The sequence below is a fragment of the Eubacterium sp. AB3007 genome (genome assembly GCF_000688015.1).
Classification (GTDB): Bacteria; Bacillota; Clostridia; order Peptostreptococcales; family Anaerovoracaceae; genus Aminicella.
In genome coordinates, this window is record NZ_JIAD01000001.1 from 1423448 (window position 1) to 1437693 (window position 14246).

General features: G+C 55.2%; 14 protein-coding genes. 8 read left to right on the plus strand and 6 right to left on the minus strand.

Annotated features, from left to right (window positions below; translation table 11 throughout):
• Positions 1-92: 92 nt before the first annotated feature.
• Positions 93-605 carry a transcription repressor NadR gene (locus tag P156_RS0106750; protein ID WP_027869467.1) on the minus strand — a complete coding sequence of 171 codons (513 nt, stop codon included), beginning with the start codon at positions 603-605 and terminating at the stop codon, positions 93-95.
• A gap of 191 nt (positions 606-796) precedes the next feature.
• Between P156_RS0106750 and P156_RS0106755 the strand changes: the two genes are divergently transcribed.
• The 3 genes from P156_RS0106755 (at position 797) to P156_RS0106765 (ending at position 4833) form a co-directional block, all read left to right on the plus strand.
• A complete protein-coding gene (locus P156_RS0106755; protein WP_027869468.1) occupies positions 797-3142 on the plus strand; it encodes an anaerobic ribonucleoside triphosphate reductase in 2346 nt (781 codons plus the stop codon).
• 61 nt (positions 3143-3203) lie between these two features.
• Positions 3204-3770, plus strand: a complete 567-nt coding sequence (locus tag P156_RS0106760; RefSeq protein ID WP_027869469.1) for a 4Fe-4S single cluster domain-containing protein — start codon at positions 3204-3206, stop codon at positions 3768-3770.
• Positions 3771-3951: 181 nt separating this feature from the next.
• Positions 3952-4833, plus strand: coding sequence for a LysR family transcriptional regulator (locus P156_RS0106765; RefSeq protein ID WP_027869470.1), 882 nt, complete (start codon positions 3952-3954; stop codon positions 4831-4833).
• Positions 4834-4866: 33 nt separating this feature from the next.
• On the opposite strand, the gene P156_RS0106770 is transcribed toward P156_RS0106765, so the two are convergent.
• Entirely contained in the window at positions 4867-6390 is a 1524-nt protein-coding gene (locus P156_RS0106770; RefSeq protein WP_027869471.1) for an EamA family transporter, read from the minus strand.
• Positions 6391-6628: 238 nt separating this feature from the next.
• Here P156_RS0106770 and P156_RS0106775 point away from each other — a divergent pair, with 238 nt between their 5' ends.
• The 3 genes from P156_RS0106775 (at position 6629) to P156_RS0106785 (ending at position 9026) form a co-directional block, all read left to right on the plus strand.
• The gene (locus P156_RS0106775; RefSeq protein WP_027869472.1) at positions 6629-7099 is read left to right on the plus strand and encodes a hypothetical protein; all 471 of its coding nucleotides are present in this window, start codon (positions 6629-6631) and stop codon (positions 7097-7099) included.
• Positions 7100-7188: 89 nt separating this feature from the next.
• Positions 7189-8076 carry an Hsp33 family molecular chaperone HslO gene (gene hslO / locus P156_RS0106780; protein ID WP_027869473.1) on the plus strand — a complete coding sequence of 296 codons (888 nt, stop codon included), beginning with the start codon at positions 7189-7191 and terminating at the stop codon, positions 8074-8076.
• 2 nt (positions 8077-8078) lie between these two features.
• On the plus strand, positions 8079-9026 hold the full coding sequence (locus P156_RS0106785) for a serine O-acetyltransferase (RefSeq protein ID WP_051600768.1): 948 nt from the start codon (positions 8079-8081) through the stop codon (positions 9024-9026).
• A 48-nt stretch (positions 9027-9074) separates the two neighbouring features.
• Here the strand turns inward: P156_RS0106785 and P156_RS12840 are convergent, their stop codons facing one another.
• Genes P156_RS12840 through P156_RS0106800 form a run of 3 tightly spaced genes read right to left on the minus strand, consistent with a single transcriptional unit; the run spans position 9075 to position 11320 of the window.
• On the minus strand, positions 9075-10292 hold the full coding sequence (locus P156_RS12840; RefSeq protein WP_051600770.1) for a class II aldolase/adducin family protein: 1218 nt from the start codon (positions 10290-10292) through the stop codon (positions 9075-9077).
• A gap of 3 nt (positions 10293-10295) precedes the next feature.
• Complete coding sequence (locus P156_RS0106795; RefSeq protein WP_027869475.1) at positions 10296-10844, minus strand: TetR/AcrR family transcriptional regulator; 549 nt, start codon at positions 10842-10844, stop codon at positions 10296-10298.
• Positions 10841-11320 (minus strand): GtrA family protein, encoded by a 480-nt coding sequence (locus P156_RS0106800; RefSeq protein ID WP_207638243.1) that lies wholly within the window; start codon positions 11318-11320, stop codon positions 10841-10843. Before P156_RS0106800 ends, P156_RS0106795 begins: the two co-directional genes overlap by 4 nt.
• Before the next feature lie 209 nt (positions 11321-11529).
• On the opposite strand from P156_RS0106800, the gene P156_RS0106805 reads away from it, so the two are divergent.
• Together P156_RS0106805 and P156_RS0106810 are read left to right on the plus strand one after the other, a co-directional pair.
• Complete coding sequence (locus P156_RS0106805; RefSeq protein ID WP_027869477.1) at positions 11530-12048, plus strand: cob(I)yrinic acid a,c-diamide adenosyltransferase; 519 nt, start codon at positions 11530-11532, stop codon at positions 12046-12048.
• Positions 12049-12063: 15 nt separating this feature from the next.
• Positions 12064-13026: an NAD(P)-dependent oxidoreductase gene (locus P156_RS0106810; RefSeq protein WP_027869478.1), complete on the plus strand. Its 963-nt coding sequence runs from the start codon at positions 12064-12066 to the stop codon at positions 13024-13026.
• Positions 13027-13454: 428 nt separating this feature from the next.
• Here P156_RS0106810 and P156_RS11920 read toward each other — a convergent pair whose 3' ends face one another.
• Complete coding sequence (locus P156_RS11920; protein WP_051600773.1) at positions 13455-14246, minus strand: nucleoside phosphorylase; 792 nt, start codon at positions 14244-14246, stop codon at positions 13455-13457.

Below are 14246 nucleotides of genomic sequence, written 5' to 3' on the forward strand. Positions count from 1 at the left end.
CATCTCGGCCAGGCGAGACATCTGATCGACCTGAAATCGGAGTTTCATGCAAAAAAATAAGAGCAGCCTTCTGCGAGGGCTGCCTCCGTGCACTATTCCTTCTCTTCCACCAGGTACCCCTTCTCCGCCAGGGCCTGCTCCACCAGATCAAGCGTAGCCTCATCAGCGGCGCGGACAGTGTGGTAGTGATAGCCAGAAGTGATGTTCATCAGCGGGCTGGACTTGCCGCTTCGGATCCCTTCCATGAACTGCTCGACACGGCGGCGGGAATCGATCCCCAGGTCTCCCTGCACCTTTCCATAGACTTTGTGCCAGACGAACACATCCACCACCGTCCCGCCGATATCCACGATGGTGGTCAACTCATCTTCCATCTGCGCATCGGTGTGGTTCACTTTGAAGACACGCTCGCTGGCACTGTGCACCAGCGTATAACCGCGGTTAGTGGAGACGATCCCCTCGCCTGCCGCCCGCAGCAACGCAATGTCCTGCACCACTACCTGCCGACTTACATCGAGTTCCTTCGCCAGTGCCGTACCGGACACAGGCTTGCTCGCCTCTTTGATAATTCCCAGTATCCTCTGTCTGCGTTCCTCGCCGTTCATACACCCTCCACGGTCTTTACAACTGTCGTTACATCTATTATTATACACAAAACCTTCCCCCGTGGGCAAATTATTTTCCAAAAGCTTCTCTCACACCATTGACCATGGGTGGGAGTTGTAGTATAATTTCTCTTAGCGTTAATCAAAAAAGCACAATATCTAGTGTATGGAATATAAGGAGAACATGTATTATGGAAACCATCGAACGCATTGTTAAGCGCGACGGAAGAGTCGTCGACTTTGACATCGACAAGATCACCGATGCCATTTTCAAGGCGGCCCAGGTGCTGGGCGGAAAGGACAAGGCCATGTCCGCCTACCTGGCCAAGCAGGTAGAACTCTATCTGTTGGAGGTATGTCACAACGACACCCCGACCGTGGAACAGATCCAGGATGCCGTCGAGAAGATCCTGATCGAGAACGGTCACGCCAGAACTGCCAAGGAATACATCCTCTACCGTGCAGAACGTACACGCATCCGTGACATGGACACCAAGCTGATGCACATCTATGAGGATCTGACCTTCAAGGAAGCACAGGAGATCGACGTCAAGCGTGAGAACGCCAACATCGACGGGAACACCGCCATGGGCACCATGCTGAAGTACGGATCCGAGGGCGCCAAGGAATTCTACAAGATGTACGTCATCGATCCCAAGTACGGCAAGGCCCACGAGAACGGAGACATCCACATCCACGACATGGACTTCTATACGCTGACCATGACCTGCTGCCAGATCGATCTGGTCGACCTCCTGAAGGACGGCTTCTCCACCGGACACGGTCACCTGAGAGAGCCCAACGACATCGAGAGTTACGCAGCACTGGCCTGCATCGCCATCCAGTCCAACCAGAACGACCAGCATGGCGGGCAGTCCATCCCCAACTTTGACTACAGCATGGCACCGGGCGTCCGGAAGGCCTACAAGCGCCTCTACTGGACCAACCTGGGCAAGATGCTGGAGCTCCTCTACAACATCGAGAACGGCGCGGACAAGCTGAAAAAGTTCGGTGCCGAGGTGGAGGAGAAGACCGGCGATGTGCCGTGCATGGCCTGGGACAACAATTACAAGGCGATCGAGCTGAAGATGCTGGAGACCATCGGCGACAAAGCCACCATGGAGCGCCTCCAGGACAAGGCCAAGCTCTTCGCCGATAGAGAGATCGTCCGGAAGACCTACCAGGCGATGGAGGCCCTGATCCACAACCTGAACACTATGCACTCCAGAGCCGGTGCCCAGGTGCCCTTCAGTTCCATCAACTACGGGACCGACACCTCCATGGAAGGCCGTTTGGTCATGAAGTGCATCATGGAAGCCACCGAGGCCGGTCTGGGCTTTGGCGAGACTCCTATTTTCCCGATCCAGATATTCAAGGTCAAGGAAGGCGTCAGTTACAACCCGGAGGACCCCAACTACGATCTGTTCAAGCTGGCCTGCAGAACCAGCGCCAAGCGGCTGTTCCCGAACTTCTCGTTCCTGGACGCACCATTCAACCTGCAGTACTACAAGCCAGGTCACCCGGAGACCGAGTGCGCTTACATGGGATGCCGCACCAGAGTCATCGCCAACGTGCATGACCCCTCCAGAGAGATCGTTTACGGAAGAGGCAATCTGTCCTTCACGTCCATCAACCTGCCCCGCCTGGCCATCAAGGCCAGAGGCGATCAGGAGATCTTCTTTGAGAGCCTGGACCACATGATCGACCTGTGCATCGGACAGCTGAAGGAACGCTTCCACATCCAGTCCCAGAAGAAAGTCAAGAACTTCCCCTTCCTCATGGGTCAGGGTGTCTGGATCGACTCCAAGAAACTGGGACCGGAGGACACCATCGAGGAGGTCATCAAGCACGGAACGCTGACCGTTGGCTTCATCGGTCTGGCAGAATGCCTGAAGTCCCTGATCGGCGTCCACCACGGCGAGTCCGAGGAAGCACAGAAACTCGGAATTGAGATCGTCGCTTACATGAGAAAGCGTATGGACGAGGAGGCCCGGAAGACAGGCCTGAACTTCTCCCTGATCGGAACCCCGGCAGAGGGGCTGTCCGGCCGTTTCGTGAAGATCGACCGGGAGCGCTACGGCGTGATCGAGGGGGTCACCGACAGAGACTACTACACCAACAGCTTCCATGTTCCTGTTTACTACAACATCAACGCCTTCGACAAGATCCGCCGCGAGGCACCTTACCACGAATTGACCAACGGCGGCCACATCTCCTATATCGAGCTGGACGGAGATCCACTGAAGAACCTGGATGCCTACGAGGCTGTGGTCCGCTGCATGAAAGAGAGCGGCATCGGCTACGGCTCCATCAACCACCCGGTGGACAGAGATCCCTGTTGCGGCTATACCGGCATCATCGACAACGAGTGCCCCCAGTGCGGGCGCAGAGAAGATGACGGCGAGCCCAAGTTCGAGCGCATCCGTCGCATCACCGGTTACCTGGTAGGTACCATGGATAACTGGAACGACGCCAAGACTGCCGAGGAGGCTGACCGCGTCAAACACAGTGTTGACAGCGGTATGGAGCAGCTGTAAGGCAAAAGCATTCAAGGGGTTGTTGCACTGCAACAGCCCCTTTTGATGGGAGGATATACTAATGAACGAAACCATTCGACTCGCCGGCGTGGCCCGGGAATCCATCGTAGACGGTCCTGGCCTTAGGTTCGCCGTATTCTGTCAGGGCTGCCCTCACAACTGCCCTGACTGCCACAATCCAGAGACCCACGATTTCGGTGGTGGGCAGGATGTTTCCATCGAGAAGATCCTGGCGGCCATCGACGAGAACCCTCTGCTTTCCGGCGTCACCTTCAGCGGCGGGGAACCCTCCTGCCAGCCAGAAGGATTTCTGGCTCTGGCCAGAGAGATCCGCAAGAGAGGGCTGAACATCTGGATGTACAGCGGATATACGCTGGAGGAACTTTTTCGGTTCGCCGATCCGAACGGAAGCGGATATGCCTCCCGGGATGCCCGCTGGGAAGACCCCGCCATGCGGGAAGCCCTTCGGCAGCTTTTGATGACCATCGATGTGCTGATCGATGGGCGCTTCCAGAAGCCCCATCGGGATCTGACCCTGCTCTACCGAGGCAGCACCAACCAGCGCGTCATCGATATGAAGAAGACGCTGTCGACAGGACATCTGACGTTGGTAGATTTGGGCCAGTAAGCATCAAAATCACATATATCCCAGAAAAGACCGCCTGACGGCGGTCTTTTCTGGGGTAATTTTATTCATTATTGTATTGTAAGCGAACTATGTTCAGCGCACTTCTTGACTTATGATACTTTAGACCGTATAATAAGTAAAACGGTTTTTTCTTATACTTGATATAAGGGCATATTATAGCATGGATAACAGGAAATATGAGGCTTTGTTGCTGGTCGCAGAGCACGGCAGCATCACACGAGCCTCCGAGATCATGGGATATACGCAATCCGGGATCACGCAGATGATCAACAGTCTGGAGAAGGATCTGGGGATCAAGCTGCTCACCCGTACCAACAAGGGCGCCGTACTGACCAACGCCGGCAAACGGCTCCTGCCCTATATGCGGCAGGAGAACAAGTGGGAGAACCACATCCGCCAGGAGTGCGCCAACATGCGCGGACTGGAGACAGGCTCCGTCACCGTCGGCTGCCTGTCCAGCATCAGTGCCGCCTGGATGCCAGATATCCTTAAGCACTTCGCCGAGAAGCACCCCGGCATCAAGGTCTACATGCGTGAGGCAGAATCCGAGGCCATCGAGGAACTACTGCTCGGCGGCCGGATCGACGTGGCCATTACTGAACTCAAGAAAAAGAAAGCCTACGAGGCGAAGACCCTTCGCCAGGATGAGATTTTTGCTATCCTTCCCCATGGCCACGAGCTAGCGAACCGTGAGACACTGACCCTGAAGGAACTGACCAGTTATCCCTTCATTTCATACAGTACGGGAGATGCGGGAGCAGATGATCCCGGTTTTCCGGAATCCGTCACCAACAACCGCTACCGCTTCAACGTCATGTACTCCTGCAAAAACGATTTCACCGCCCTTGAGATGGTGAACAGCGGCCTGGGCATTTCGATCTGCGGCGAGCTCATGCTGAGCAACCACAACGTGGACAATGTGATCGTCCCCCTGGATCCGCCTTTGTACCGGACGCTGGGGATCGCGACCAGAGCCCACGAGACTCCGCTGCCCGCCACTCAGGTGTTCATCCGCTGCGTGGAGGAGATCACCGCCCTGTAAAAAAACGAGGCTGCCGCAACAGCCTCGTTTTCTTTATCTCTTCTTCCTTGCCTTCTTCACGATCGCCGCGAAATCCATGATGATCATGGCCGGGATCCCCCAGATCGGGACCCCGTAGTAGTTGTAGATCGGAATCTCCCGACGCCCCTTCATCCACCGGTAGTTGTTCCCGTTCCTGGCGATCTGCGCCGCCAGCGTATCGTCCGTCTCCTCCTGCACGATATCCAGATGATGCATCTCCGGCTCCTTCTCTAGCAGATATTCCACCGGCACCAGAATGGTCTCCTGCACCTCTTCCGGATCCGGGTGGAAGTCCGCCGTATCCAGCCGTCCCACAAAGCAATACATCTTGACACCTGTCAACCCATGATAGGTATCCATCTGGTTGATGATGTGCAGTGCCTTCCGGTCGATGCCGAGTTCCTCCACCGTCTCGCGCATAGCGCAGTCCTCCGGCGCTTCCTCCGGCCGCAGTTCTCCCCCAGGGAAACACACCTCGCCCTGGTTGAACAGCACACCTCGGTTTCTGGACTCCAGCACCATGTGCTCCTTGCCATCGATCTCCACCAGCGGGATCATACAGGCGAAGTACCGCCGCTTGTCGATGGTCTTCGGCTTGCGTGTCGCAAAGATCCCGTCCAGCTCGTGCTCGTATTGTCTCTCCGTTGCCACCTCATCCAGCGTCCGCTGATTGTAGGTGTCGTACAGCGTCAACAGGGAGGCGCTGATGAGCAGCACCACCCCTACGATGGTATTCCACAGGATGGACTCGTGGAGCAACACCAGCGCCAGCACCGGTGCGATGGCCGGCTTGATGAAAAACGCGATGGAACCTGTGGTGGCATCCGAGTACTTGATCGCAATGAAGTAGAACAGGTATCCGAGTCCTGTGACGAACACACCGCAGTAGAGCACCAGTAGCGGACTCTCCGCGACCCCCGCCACCACCGGCCGTCCGGTGATCAGCAACACCACCAGCAACACCAGCGATCCCAGCACAAAACTAATGCTGGTCTGAGCAAATGTCCCGATTCTGCCGATGGTCTTCTTCCCCATGACCGTGTACGCCGCAAAGGTCACCGAGGCCACCAGCATCAGCGCCATTCCGGCCACCGTGTTCCCGGGCTGGATATCCCAGGGCCGGATCATGAACACTGCAGCGACAACGCCGATCCCAAAGGCGACGGTCTTCAGACGGTCCATCTTCTCCGATGTAAACAGATGGGCCTCCACCATGGTGAACAGCGGGTTCAGACAGATCAACGAGGCGGCGGTCGCGGCGTTGCACCGCTCTACCCCCAGCTGGAAACAAAGCATACTCACCGGAATGCCCATACATCCCACCAGAAACAGCCAGCCCAGATCCGCCGGATGTATGATGGTTCCCCTGCGCCTGACCTCCCTGATTCCGAAGGGCGCCAGGATGATCCCTCCGATCAGAAATCGAAGAAATGTCAGCTGTACGGAATCAAAACTTGCCCCCGCGCTCTTCAGGGCCACCTCCATGGTGCCAAACAGGAACGCGGTCAATAGTATGCAGATTATTACTTTTTTCATCTTCTGCCTTACTCCTCCCCCTTTGATTTCACTGACTATTAGAATACTCCCTGTTTCGTCTTTTTGTCAACCATGCCTGGACCGTGCAAAAGAATGCTATAATTGCTATTTGGCTAAAAGTGTTAGTAGCACGTTAGTATTGTTTTGGTATAATCATTAGCAATAACATCAAAAACCAATTGTCTTCTATCGTTGGTGCAACCACTCACAAAGCAAATTCAAGAGGATTTTACCCATCATGCAACAAAAACCATCCACCTCTAAACGAAAAGCAATCATAACTGTTGTTCTTTTTTTCGCAGTTCTCCTGGTGCTGTATTCCTCAGTGCATGCCGGCCTGAACCTGCACGCTCAGCGCACATATGCCAGTGCAGACAACGGGTTTTCCAAAAATGCACTCGGTGATTACAGCAAACAGGCTGACGATATGAACCTGACTTTCTACAAAGCGCCTTACCTATCCTTCCGGACTAACCTGTCTGCAGGAAATGAGGAGATTGCACTGATCATCTGGATATCCCTTATCGGGGACAAAAAAGAATACGGTGTGATACTACAGGACGACAAGTCGCAAAGAACGCGACAGATCAAGGTCGACCACACCCTCGCCCCCTACAACAAAGACGAGCAAGTCTTCCTTACAAAGCACGCTGAGGACCTCCGCAAGCTCCGTCAGTTAGCCGATAGAGAATGGAATCTATTCAACTGATCACGGGCGCCGCCAAAATACCGGCGCTCTCTTTTCTTTCCCCGCAGTTTGTGGTATCATAGCAAGGAGTTAAGAAAACAGGAGGAACTATGTCAGACTATATCGTAAGAGCTACCGCCGCGGACAACAGCATCCGCGCCTTCGCCATCACCGCAGGGGACATGGTAGAGAAAGCCAGGACCACCCATGGACTCACCCCCGTCACCACCGCCGCCCTTGGCAGACTCCTTTCTGCCGGCGCCATGATGGGATCCATGATGAAGGGGGAGAAGGACCTGCTCACCATCCAGTACCGTTGCGACGGACCTGCCAAGGGAATGACAGTCACCGCCGACGGACAGGGCAACGTGAAGGGCTACGTCACTGAGCCCTATGTGGATATTCCCCCGAAATCCAAGGGCAAGCTGGACGTGGGCGGTGCCATCGGAAACGGGATCCTCAGTGTCAGCATGGATCTGGGGCTCCGGGATCCCTATTCGGGGCAGGTGGAGATCCAGACCGGCGAGGTAGGCGACGACCTGGCCTATTATTTCACCGTATCTGAACAGACTCCTTCCGCAGTAGGTCTGGGCGTCAAGGTGGACACGGACTGCTCCGTGCTTTGTGCAGGAGGATTCATCATCCAGCTCATGCCCTTCGCCACCGAGGAGACGATCTCCGCCCTGGAGGCGCGCATCGCCCAGACGCCACCGGTGACCACCATGTTAGAGGAGGGGAAGGGGCCGGAGCAGATCCTGGAGTTCATCCTGGGGGATCTCGGACTAGACATCTTTGAGACCTGCGAGACCAGGTTCCACTGCGACTGCAGCAAGGAACGGATCAGCCGGGCACTCTCCACCCTGAGCAAGAAGGAACTGGACGACATCATCGCTGACGGAGAAGAGATCGAGGTCAAGTGCTTCTTCTGCAACTCCGCCTATACATTCGGCATCGAGGAACTGAAGGAGATCGAGCGAATCGGGCTCGGAAAGGAATAGAGATGGAAATCTTTACAAAGCAACCACTGCGTTCATATACGGAAACCAACAAGCAGACGATGGACCGGGAGATCGACGAGATCGTCGGGATCATTCTCGACGACTACAACAAAGGCCGGGACATCGATGACATGAACATCGCAGAGCAGCCAGATCCCGACAAGATCGAGCTGATTATCCACGAACTACAGATGATCCTCTACCCCGGCTACTACCGGGAGCACGAGTATCGCACCCGCAACCTGACCACCAAAATCCATGTGCTCATCGAAGACGTGATGTACAACCTGCGCAAGCAGATCGAGATCGCGCTCCTCAGCGACACCGCCTACGAGGACACCGACAAAGCCACGCGCAAGCGCGTTGCCCAGCGGATCTGCCTGGAGTATTTCCGGGCCATCCCCCGCATGCGTGAGTACCTGAACACGGACATCCAGGCCACCTTCGATGGAGACCCCGCTGCCTGCAACAAGGAAGAGATCATCCTGGCCTATCCTGGCCTGCTGGCCTCCTCCATCTACCGCATGGCACACGAGCTGCACCTGCTGAACGTGCCGCTCCTGCCCCGTATGATGACGGAGTACGCGCACCGGATCACCGGCGTGGACATCCATCCCGGTGCCACCATCGGTAAGTACTTCTTCATCGACCACGCCACCGGCATCGTGGTAGGCTCCACCTCCATCATCGGGGAGCACGTCAAGGTCTACCAGGGCGTGACCATCGGAGCCCTGTCCACCAAACTCGGCCATCAGCTGCACGGCACCCGGCGCCACCCCACCATCGAGGACGATGTCACCATCTACTCCGGGGCCACCATCCTGGGAGGCAACACGATCATCGGTAAGGGTTCTGTCATCGGCGGTAACTCCTTTGTGACCCGCTCGGTCCCACCCTACTCCACCGTACTGACCCAGAGCGAGGTGACGGTGCAGAATCAAAACAAATAAAGAACAAGCAGGGCCATCTCATGTGAGACGGCCCTGTTTGGTTCCTAATTATTTCATTCTTCGGTCGATGGCTTCCATCGCCGCCTCTTCGATCAGACAGCATTTTTGGAAGGCATCCTCCAGATCACTTCCGAGACAGACCATGCCGTGATGGGCCATGATCGCACCTGACCCGTTTCCAAGGGCATCCAGTGTTCTGCTCGTGAGTTTCCTGGTCCCGGGAAGGGCATATCGGGCAACCTTGATGAGTTCACCGATCTTGCTCCGGCTCTCCTCCTCTTCCACCTGCAAGGGCATCTCCGCAGCAGCGAACACACTGCAGTTCTTGGAATGGGTGTGGAGCACCGCTCTCGCCTCAGGCCTCCTTCTGTAAATGCCAGCATGAAGCCCCTTCTCCGAGGTAGGTTTCTGTTCCCCCTCGTAGTGCAGATCCGCGATCCGTACCCGCACCATATCCGACGGTCGTAATCTCTCGTAATCGATCCCCGATGGTGTACAAAGCATATACTCCTCATCCAGCCGCACGGAAAGGTTGCCCCAGGTCCCCTGGACCAAGCCCTTCTCCGCCAGCATCCGTCCGTACTTCACCAGAGCTTCGGCAGCCTCTTTCCAAGGGAGCGTGCTCCCGTCGTTCTCCGGCCCAGCACCATGCTCCGGAGCGACCTGCCCGATCTGCTCCTGTTCCAGGGATGGGCGGGAGTACTTTCGCCTGTAGACAGCACGCATCAGGCGGCAGTCCACTGCCCCCAGCGGTTTCCGTCCACCGATCACGGAGGCTTTCAGGTTCACTTCTGCAGATTTCTCCAGAATGTCCAGGGCCACGCAGGCTTCTGACAGTGTTCTTCCGGCGGTGATCACATAGGGATCATCTCCGGAAACCATGACTGCTCCTGCCTTGCGAAGCGCCTTCTGGACGGATCGCACGGACCCGCCTACGGCAATCACCTTCCGTCCGATGATCTGAGCCATATCGTCCAGCGAAGCACAGATCTCCCTGCCGGAAGCAGCACAGATACCCGCATAAGGTGTCCGCGCCACCACAAGCGCCTCCAGATCTCCCGCGGCCATGAGTATGTCCTTATGTGGATCCGCCAGCTCGGTGCAATCCGATATGCAGGCATACTCAAACTGCCGAAAATCCGTCTCCGGGTCGGTAACAAAGCAGTACCCATCCTTCTTCAGAAAAATCTGCGCCTGGCCCGCCGTATAATATGGCTGCAGACCAAGGTGTACAGCGTACTTCCTGATTACATCCGTCTTATCCATATTCTAACACATGTAGGGCGCCGCCAGACGGCAGAAAGTCTCGTGCATCCGTGCGGCATCGAACTCCTTCTTGTTGATGAAATAGTGGTTCAAAAGGGCATAATAAACGCCCGTGATCATAACGACTCTATCGTCTTTCTCGTGCTCCGGTAGGTCGGGGAGATTCTCCCAAACGATACTCTCGATCCGTTGGAAAGCGGGTGCCTCATCATCACGGATCATCGCGTTGTTCAGCAGCTTACTTGCCAGCACCGGATACTTCTCAGTATCCTCGAGCAGCTTCTGGAACAGTTCTTCTATCGCATCTTTCCCAGTTTTGCCTCCACTCTTGTACAGATCTACGAGATCCTTTACTTCCTCATCGATCAGCGCATAGTACAGATCGTTGATAGTAGCAAAGTGGTTGAAGATCGTTGTCCGACACATCTCTGATTCTTCCGCTATATCGTTAAATGTGACGTGTCCGATGCCCTTCTCTTCGAACAATCTCTTAGCCGAATGCATGATGATGCGACGGCTGCGTGCGCGTTTTCCAGATAGCCTCTTCTTCATAGTCTTCCTCGCTTGTTCGTGTTCATGGTATCTCTAAATACATAGAATCTGTCGTACAGGAACTCTGTAGTCAGGTTGATGGCCATGGTAATTCCCAGAACAAGATACTCGTTCCAGCCCGCATACTTCGTCAATGCATGTCCCCACCAGGTCGATGCCGGCGTGAACACACAGTAGAACAGAAATACCTTGAGCATGGCGATCGGTACGTTGTTAGCAGACTTGAAAGTAAACTCCCGGTTGAGGGTGAAATTCCACAACACAGAAAGTGACAGAGCGATAAGATAGCATGGCCAGTATGACCATCCTGTGATCAGGTCGAGAACAGTAAAAGAAAGCGTCTCGATGATTCCCGCCGACGCTGAGAATAGAACAAACTTGATGATCTGTGTTCGTGTTTCTCTGGCATCCGGAACATATCGCGCCTCCCGCCCTCGCGTGCTCGTGTCAATGCCTTGTTCGTTCTGCGATAACAAAGTCTTCCTCCGTCTGTCCGAAAGGGTTCTCCGTAGGCCGCCATAATTATTCTATATACTTAATATTTTACACTATTTACACTGTAATGCAATAGCGAAATACAAAACTTTATAATTATAAACGTCAATTTTACCATTTTTTAACCCTCCTCGCAGTTGACGAACGAGAACACCCGCGCTACAATGCAATAGAGGATTGGAGGTATCTCATGGAGAAGGGTTATTTTCAGATCTACACCGGAAACGGAAAAGGAAAGACAACGGCCGCGCTCGGGCTGGCTGTCCGGGCAGCCGGTGCAGGACTTTGTGTCTATATAGGTCAGTTCATCAAGAGTATGGAATACAGCGAGGTCTCCGTGCTGCGGAGCATCCCCGGAATCACGGTGGAACTGTATGGACTGGATGGCTGCATCACCACACTGGAGCCCTCTGAGCGGGATCGCATGGCAGCTCGCCATGGATATGAACGTGCTGCCGAGGTGCTCCGAAGCGGTGACTACGATGTGGTGATCCTGGATGAGTTCACCATCGCCACCTATTTCAACATGATTACGGAGCAGGAGGCTTTGTGCCTCGTCAAAGAACGTGCTCCCGGCACTGAGCTGATCATCACCGGCCGTTATGCTCCCGACTACCTTTTGGCGCTGGCTGACCTTGCTACGGACATGACCTGTCTGCGCCACTACTACGAGGCCGGCGTGGAAGCACGGGATGGAATCGAACGCTAAATACAGGAGAAGCCTATGAAAATGTTTGTATACGGACTCCGCGAGTATGATGAGCGGGTCTATTTTGATAAATTCGCTGCGCTATATGGAATCGAGTTTGATTCTGTCAGCAGCAAGCCAACACTGAAAAACGTAGATCTGGCAAAGGGCTATGATGCCATCAACATCCTCACCGCCCCGGTGGACAAAGCTATGATCGACGCCTACTACGACCTGGGGGTCCGGTGCATCATGACCCGCACCATCGGCTATGACCATATTGACTACAATTACGCCCGTGAGAAAGGAATGGGCGTGCTGAACATCACCTACTCCCCCGCCACGGTGGCGGACTACACGGTGATGATGATCCTGCTCGGGATCCGCAAGCTAAAGTACATTCGCCAGCGGGCGGCTCTGCAGGATTACACGCTGGAGGGCAAACTTGCCTGCGAACTGGGCAGCCTGACGGTCGGCATCGTGGGCACCGGACGGATCGGCGCCTGTGTTGCCCGCGAACTCACCGGATTCGGGTGCCGCATGCTCGCCTATGACCCCTTCCCCCACAGTGAGCTGTCGGAGATCCTAACCTACACGGACATGGACACGCTGCTCAGAGAGAGCGATGTGATCACACTGCATGCTCCCGCCACAGAGAGCAACTTTCACATTCTGGACGCTGATGCTTTCGCCAGGATGAAACCCGGCAGCGGGCTGGTAAACTGCGCCCGGGGGCCTCTGGTGGACAGCGATGCCATGATCGATGCCATTGAGAGCGGCCAGCTTGGATTCGCCTGCCTGGACACCATCGAGGACGAATACGGGATCTACTACTATAACAGGATGGGGAGACCGCTGACCAACCGACAGCTTGCCATCCTAAACTCCTACCCCAACGTGATCGTGACTCCCCACATGGCCTTCTACACCAGGGAAGCCGTGTCCGACATGGTGGAGAACTCGATCCTGGGGATCCTGCAGTATTTCCGGGAACAGTGAAGCCGCCGGATGCCTTCTGCATCTGATCCGCGCTTGCGTGCCTTGCGGACACACCAGCAGTTTCCCAAAATCGATATTTTGCAATACTTGTACCCATTTTACCTCAAGATAGCTACCCGGATACAAGAATCCCAGAAAACAGACTTTTCTGTATCCAGAGAGGTTGTTTTCAGGAAATCTATACCCAATGACTCATAGATCTTTAACCGGGATGCCAAAAACCGGCTTTCGGAAAAAATGCGTATCCCAGGGTGCCTTTGCTTTGTGCTTGGGAGATAGAAACGCATTCATTTCCTATTTGGGCAACCGTAGTCAAGGTCTGGCTGGCGGTCAGTCACCTCTTTAGAGAAATAACAGAGGCCGTCTCTTTTGAGACAGCCTCTGTGTCTTTTGAATCCATCATCATAGAGAGCGGTCATTCACCCCTCTCATACCCGTCTGGCAATTTCCATCGCCAACTGCAGGTGACTCTCCATCTGCACGGCGGGCACCTTTCCCATAGTGCGGGGATCCCACTGGTCATCCACAAGACTGTCTTCTGCGTAGACAAACTGGTAGAGCTCGCAGCCCCGGAAGTCACAAACCGCCTGCAGGGCGGCACATTCCATATCCACTGCGATGCAGCCGGCCTCCCGCCGCTTACCGGCATTGTCCACGGTCTCTCGGTAGAGACCGTCTGTTGTCCAGATCCCACCCATCGTATGGGGAACATCCAGCCCTTTCAACAATCCGGCGATATAAAAGGCGTTTCGGAGCTTGATGGTGTCAGCCGCCGGCGCATAGTGGTAACTGGTCCCCTCATCCCGCCAGGCCCGGTCCGGAACGATCACATGGCCCGGGGGTAGTCCTCCGGTGAGAAGCCCGCAAGAACCAAACACGATAAATCTGCGACCGCCCTTGGCGATGAGCTCTTCCATAAACGCTGCCGCCATAGGCGCTCCCATTCCGGTACGCACCACAGCCGCGAACTTCGGCGTCCCTTCCCCATTCAGGCCGAGGGGAATGCGGTAGACCGGGACTTTGGAACCTGCCAGGAGGAACCCGATCTCCTCTGCTCCCTCCATACTGGCAACCTGTCGGAGGATTCTCTCCGAGAATGTCATGATGACTCTCTCCGGAAAGGCAACACTGCCGGAAGCTGCCCCTCCGGCATGCTCCGGCAGTGCCGAGGCCTTCAGTATCTCCTCCGAATACGGATCGAAAACTGATTCTATACTCAT

What these genes read in the sequence shown, in the direction of transcription:
- P156_RS0106750 (WP_027869467.1), bottom strand. Translation starts at nt 605, where the DNA reads ATGAACGGCGAGGAACGCAGACAGAGGATACTGGGAATTATCAAAGAG.
- P156_RS0106755 (WP_027869468.1), top strand. Translation starts at nt 797, where the DNA reads ATGGAAACCATCGAACGCATTGTTAAGCGCGACGGAAGAGTCGTCGAC.
- P156_RS0106760 (WP_027869469.1), top strand. Translation starts at nt 3,204, where the DNA reads ATGAACGAAACCATTCGACTCGCCGGCGTGGCCCGGGAATCCATCGTA.
- P156_RS0106765 (WP_027869470.1), top strand. Translation starts at nt 3,952, where the DNA reads ATGGATAACAGGAAATATGAGGCTTTGTTGCTGGTCGCAGAGCACGGC.
- P156_RS0106770 (WP_027869471.1), bottom strand. Translation starts at nt 6,390, where the DNA reads ATGAAAAAAGTAATAATCTGCATACTATTGACCGCGTTCCTGTTTGGC.
- P156_RS0106775 (WP_027869472.1), top strand. Translation starts at nt 6,629, where the DNA reads ATGCAACAAAAACCATCCACCTCTAAACGAAAAGCAATCATAACTGTT.
- hslO (WP_027869473.1), top strand. Translation starts at nt 7,189, where the DNA reads ATGTCAGACTATATCGTAAGAGCTACCGCCGCGGACAACAGCATCCGC.
- P156_RS0106785 (WP_051600768.1), top strand. Translation starts at nt 8,079, where the DNA reads ATGGAAATCTTTACAAAGCAACCACTGCGTTCATATACGGAAACCAAC.
- P156_RS12840 (WP_051600770.1), bottom strand. Translation starts at nt 10,292, where the DNA reads ATGGATAAGACGGATGTAATCAGGAAGTACGCTGTACACCTTGGTCTG.
- P156_RS0106795 (WP_027869475.1), bottom strand. Translation starts at nt 10,844, where the DNA reads ATGAAGAAGAGGCTATCTGGAAAACGCGCACGCAGCCGTCGCATCATC.
- P156_RS0106805 (WP_027869477.1), top strand. Translation starts at nt 11,530, where the DNA reads ATGGAGAAGGGTTATTTTCAGATCTACACCGGAAACGGAAAAGGAAAG.
- P156_RS0106810 (WP_027869478.1), top strand. Translation starts at nt 12,064, where the DNA reads ATGAAAATGTTTGTATACGGACTCCGCGAGTATGATGAGCGGGTCTAT.
- P156_RS11920 (WP_051600773.1), bottom strand. Translation starts at nt 14,246, where the DNA reads ATGAGTATAGAATCAGTTTTCGATCCGTATTCGGAGGAGATACTGAAG.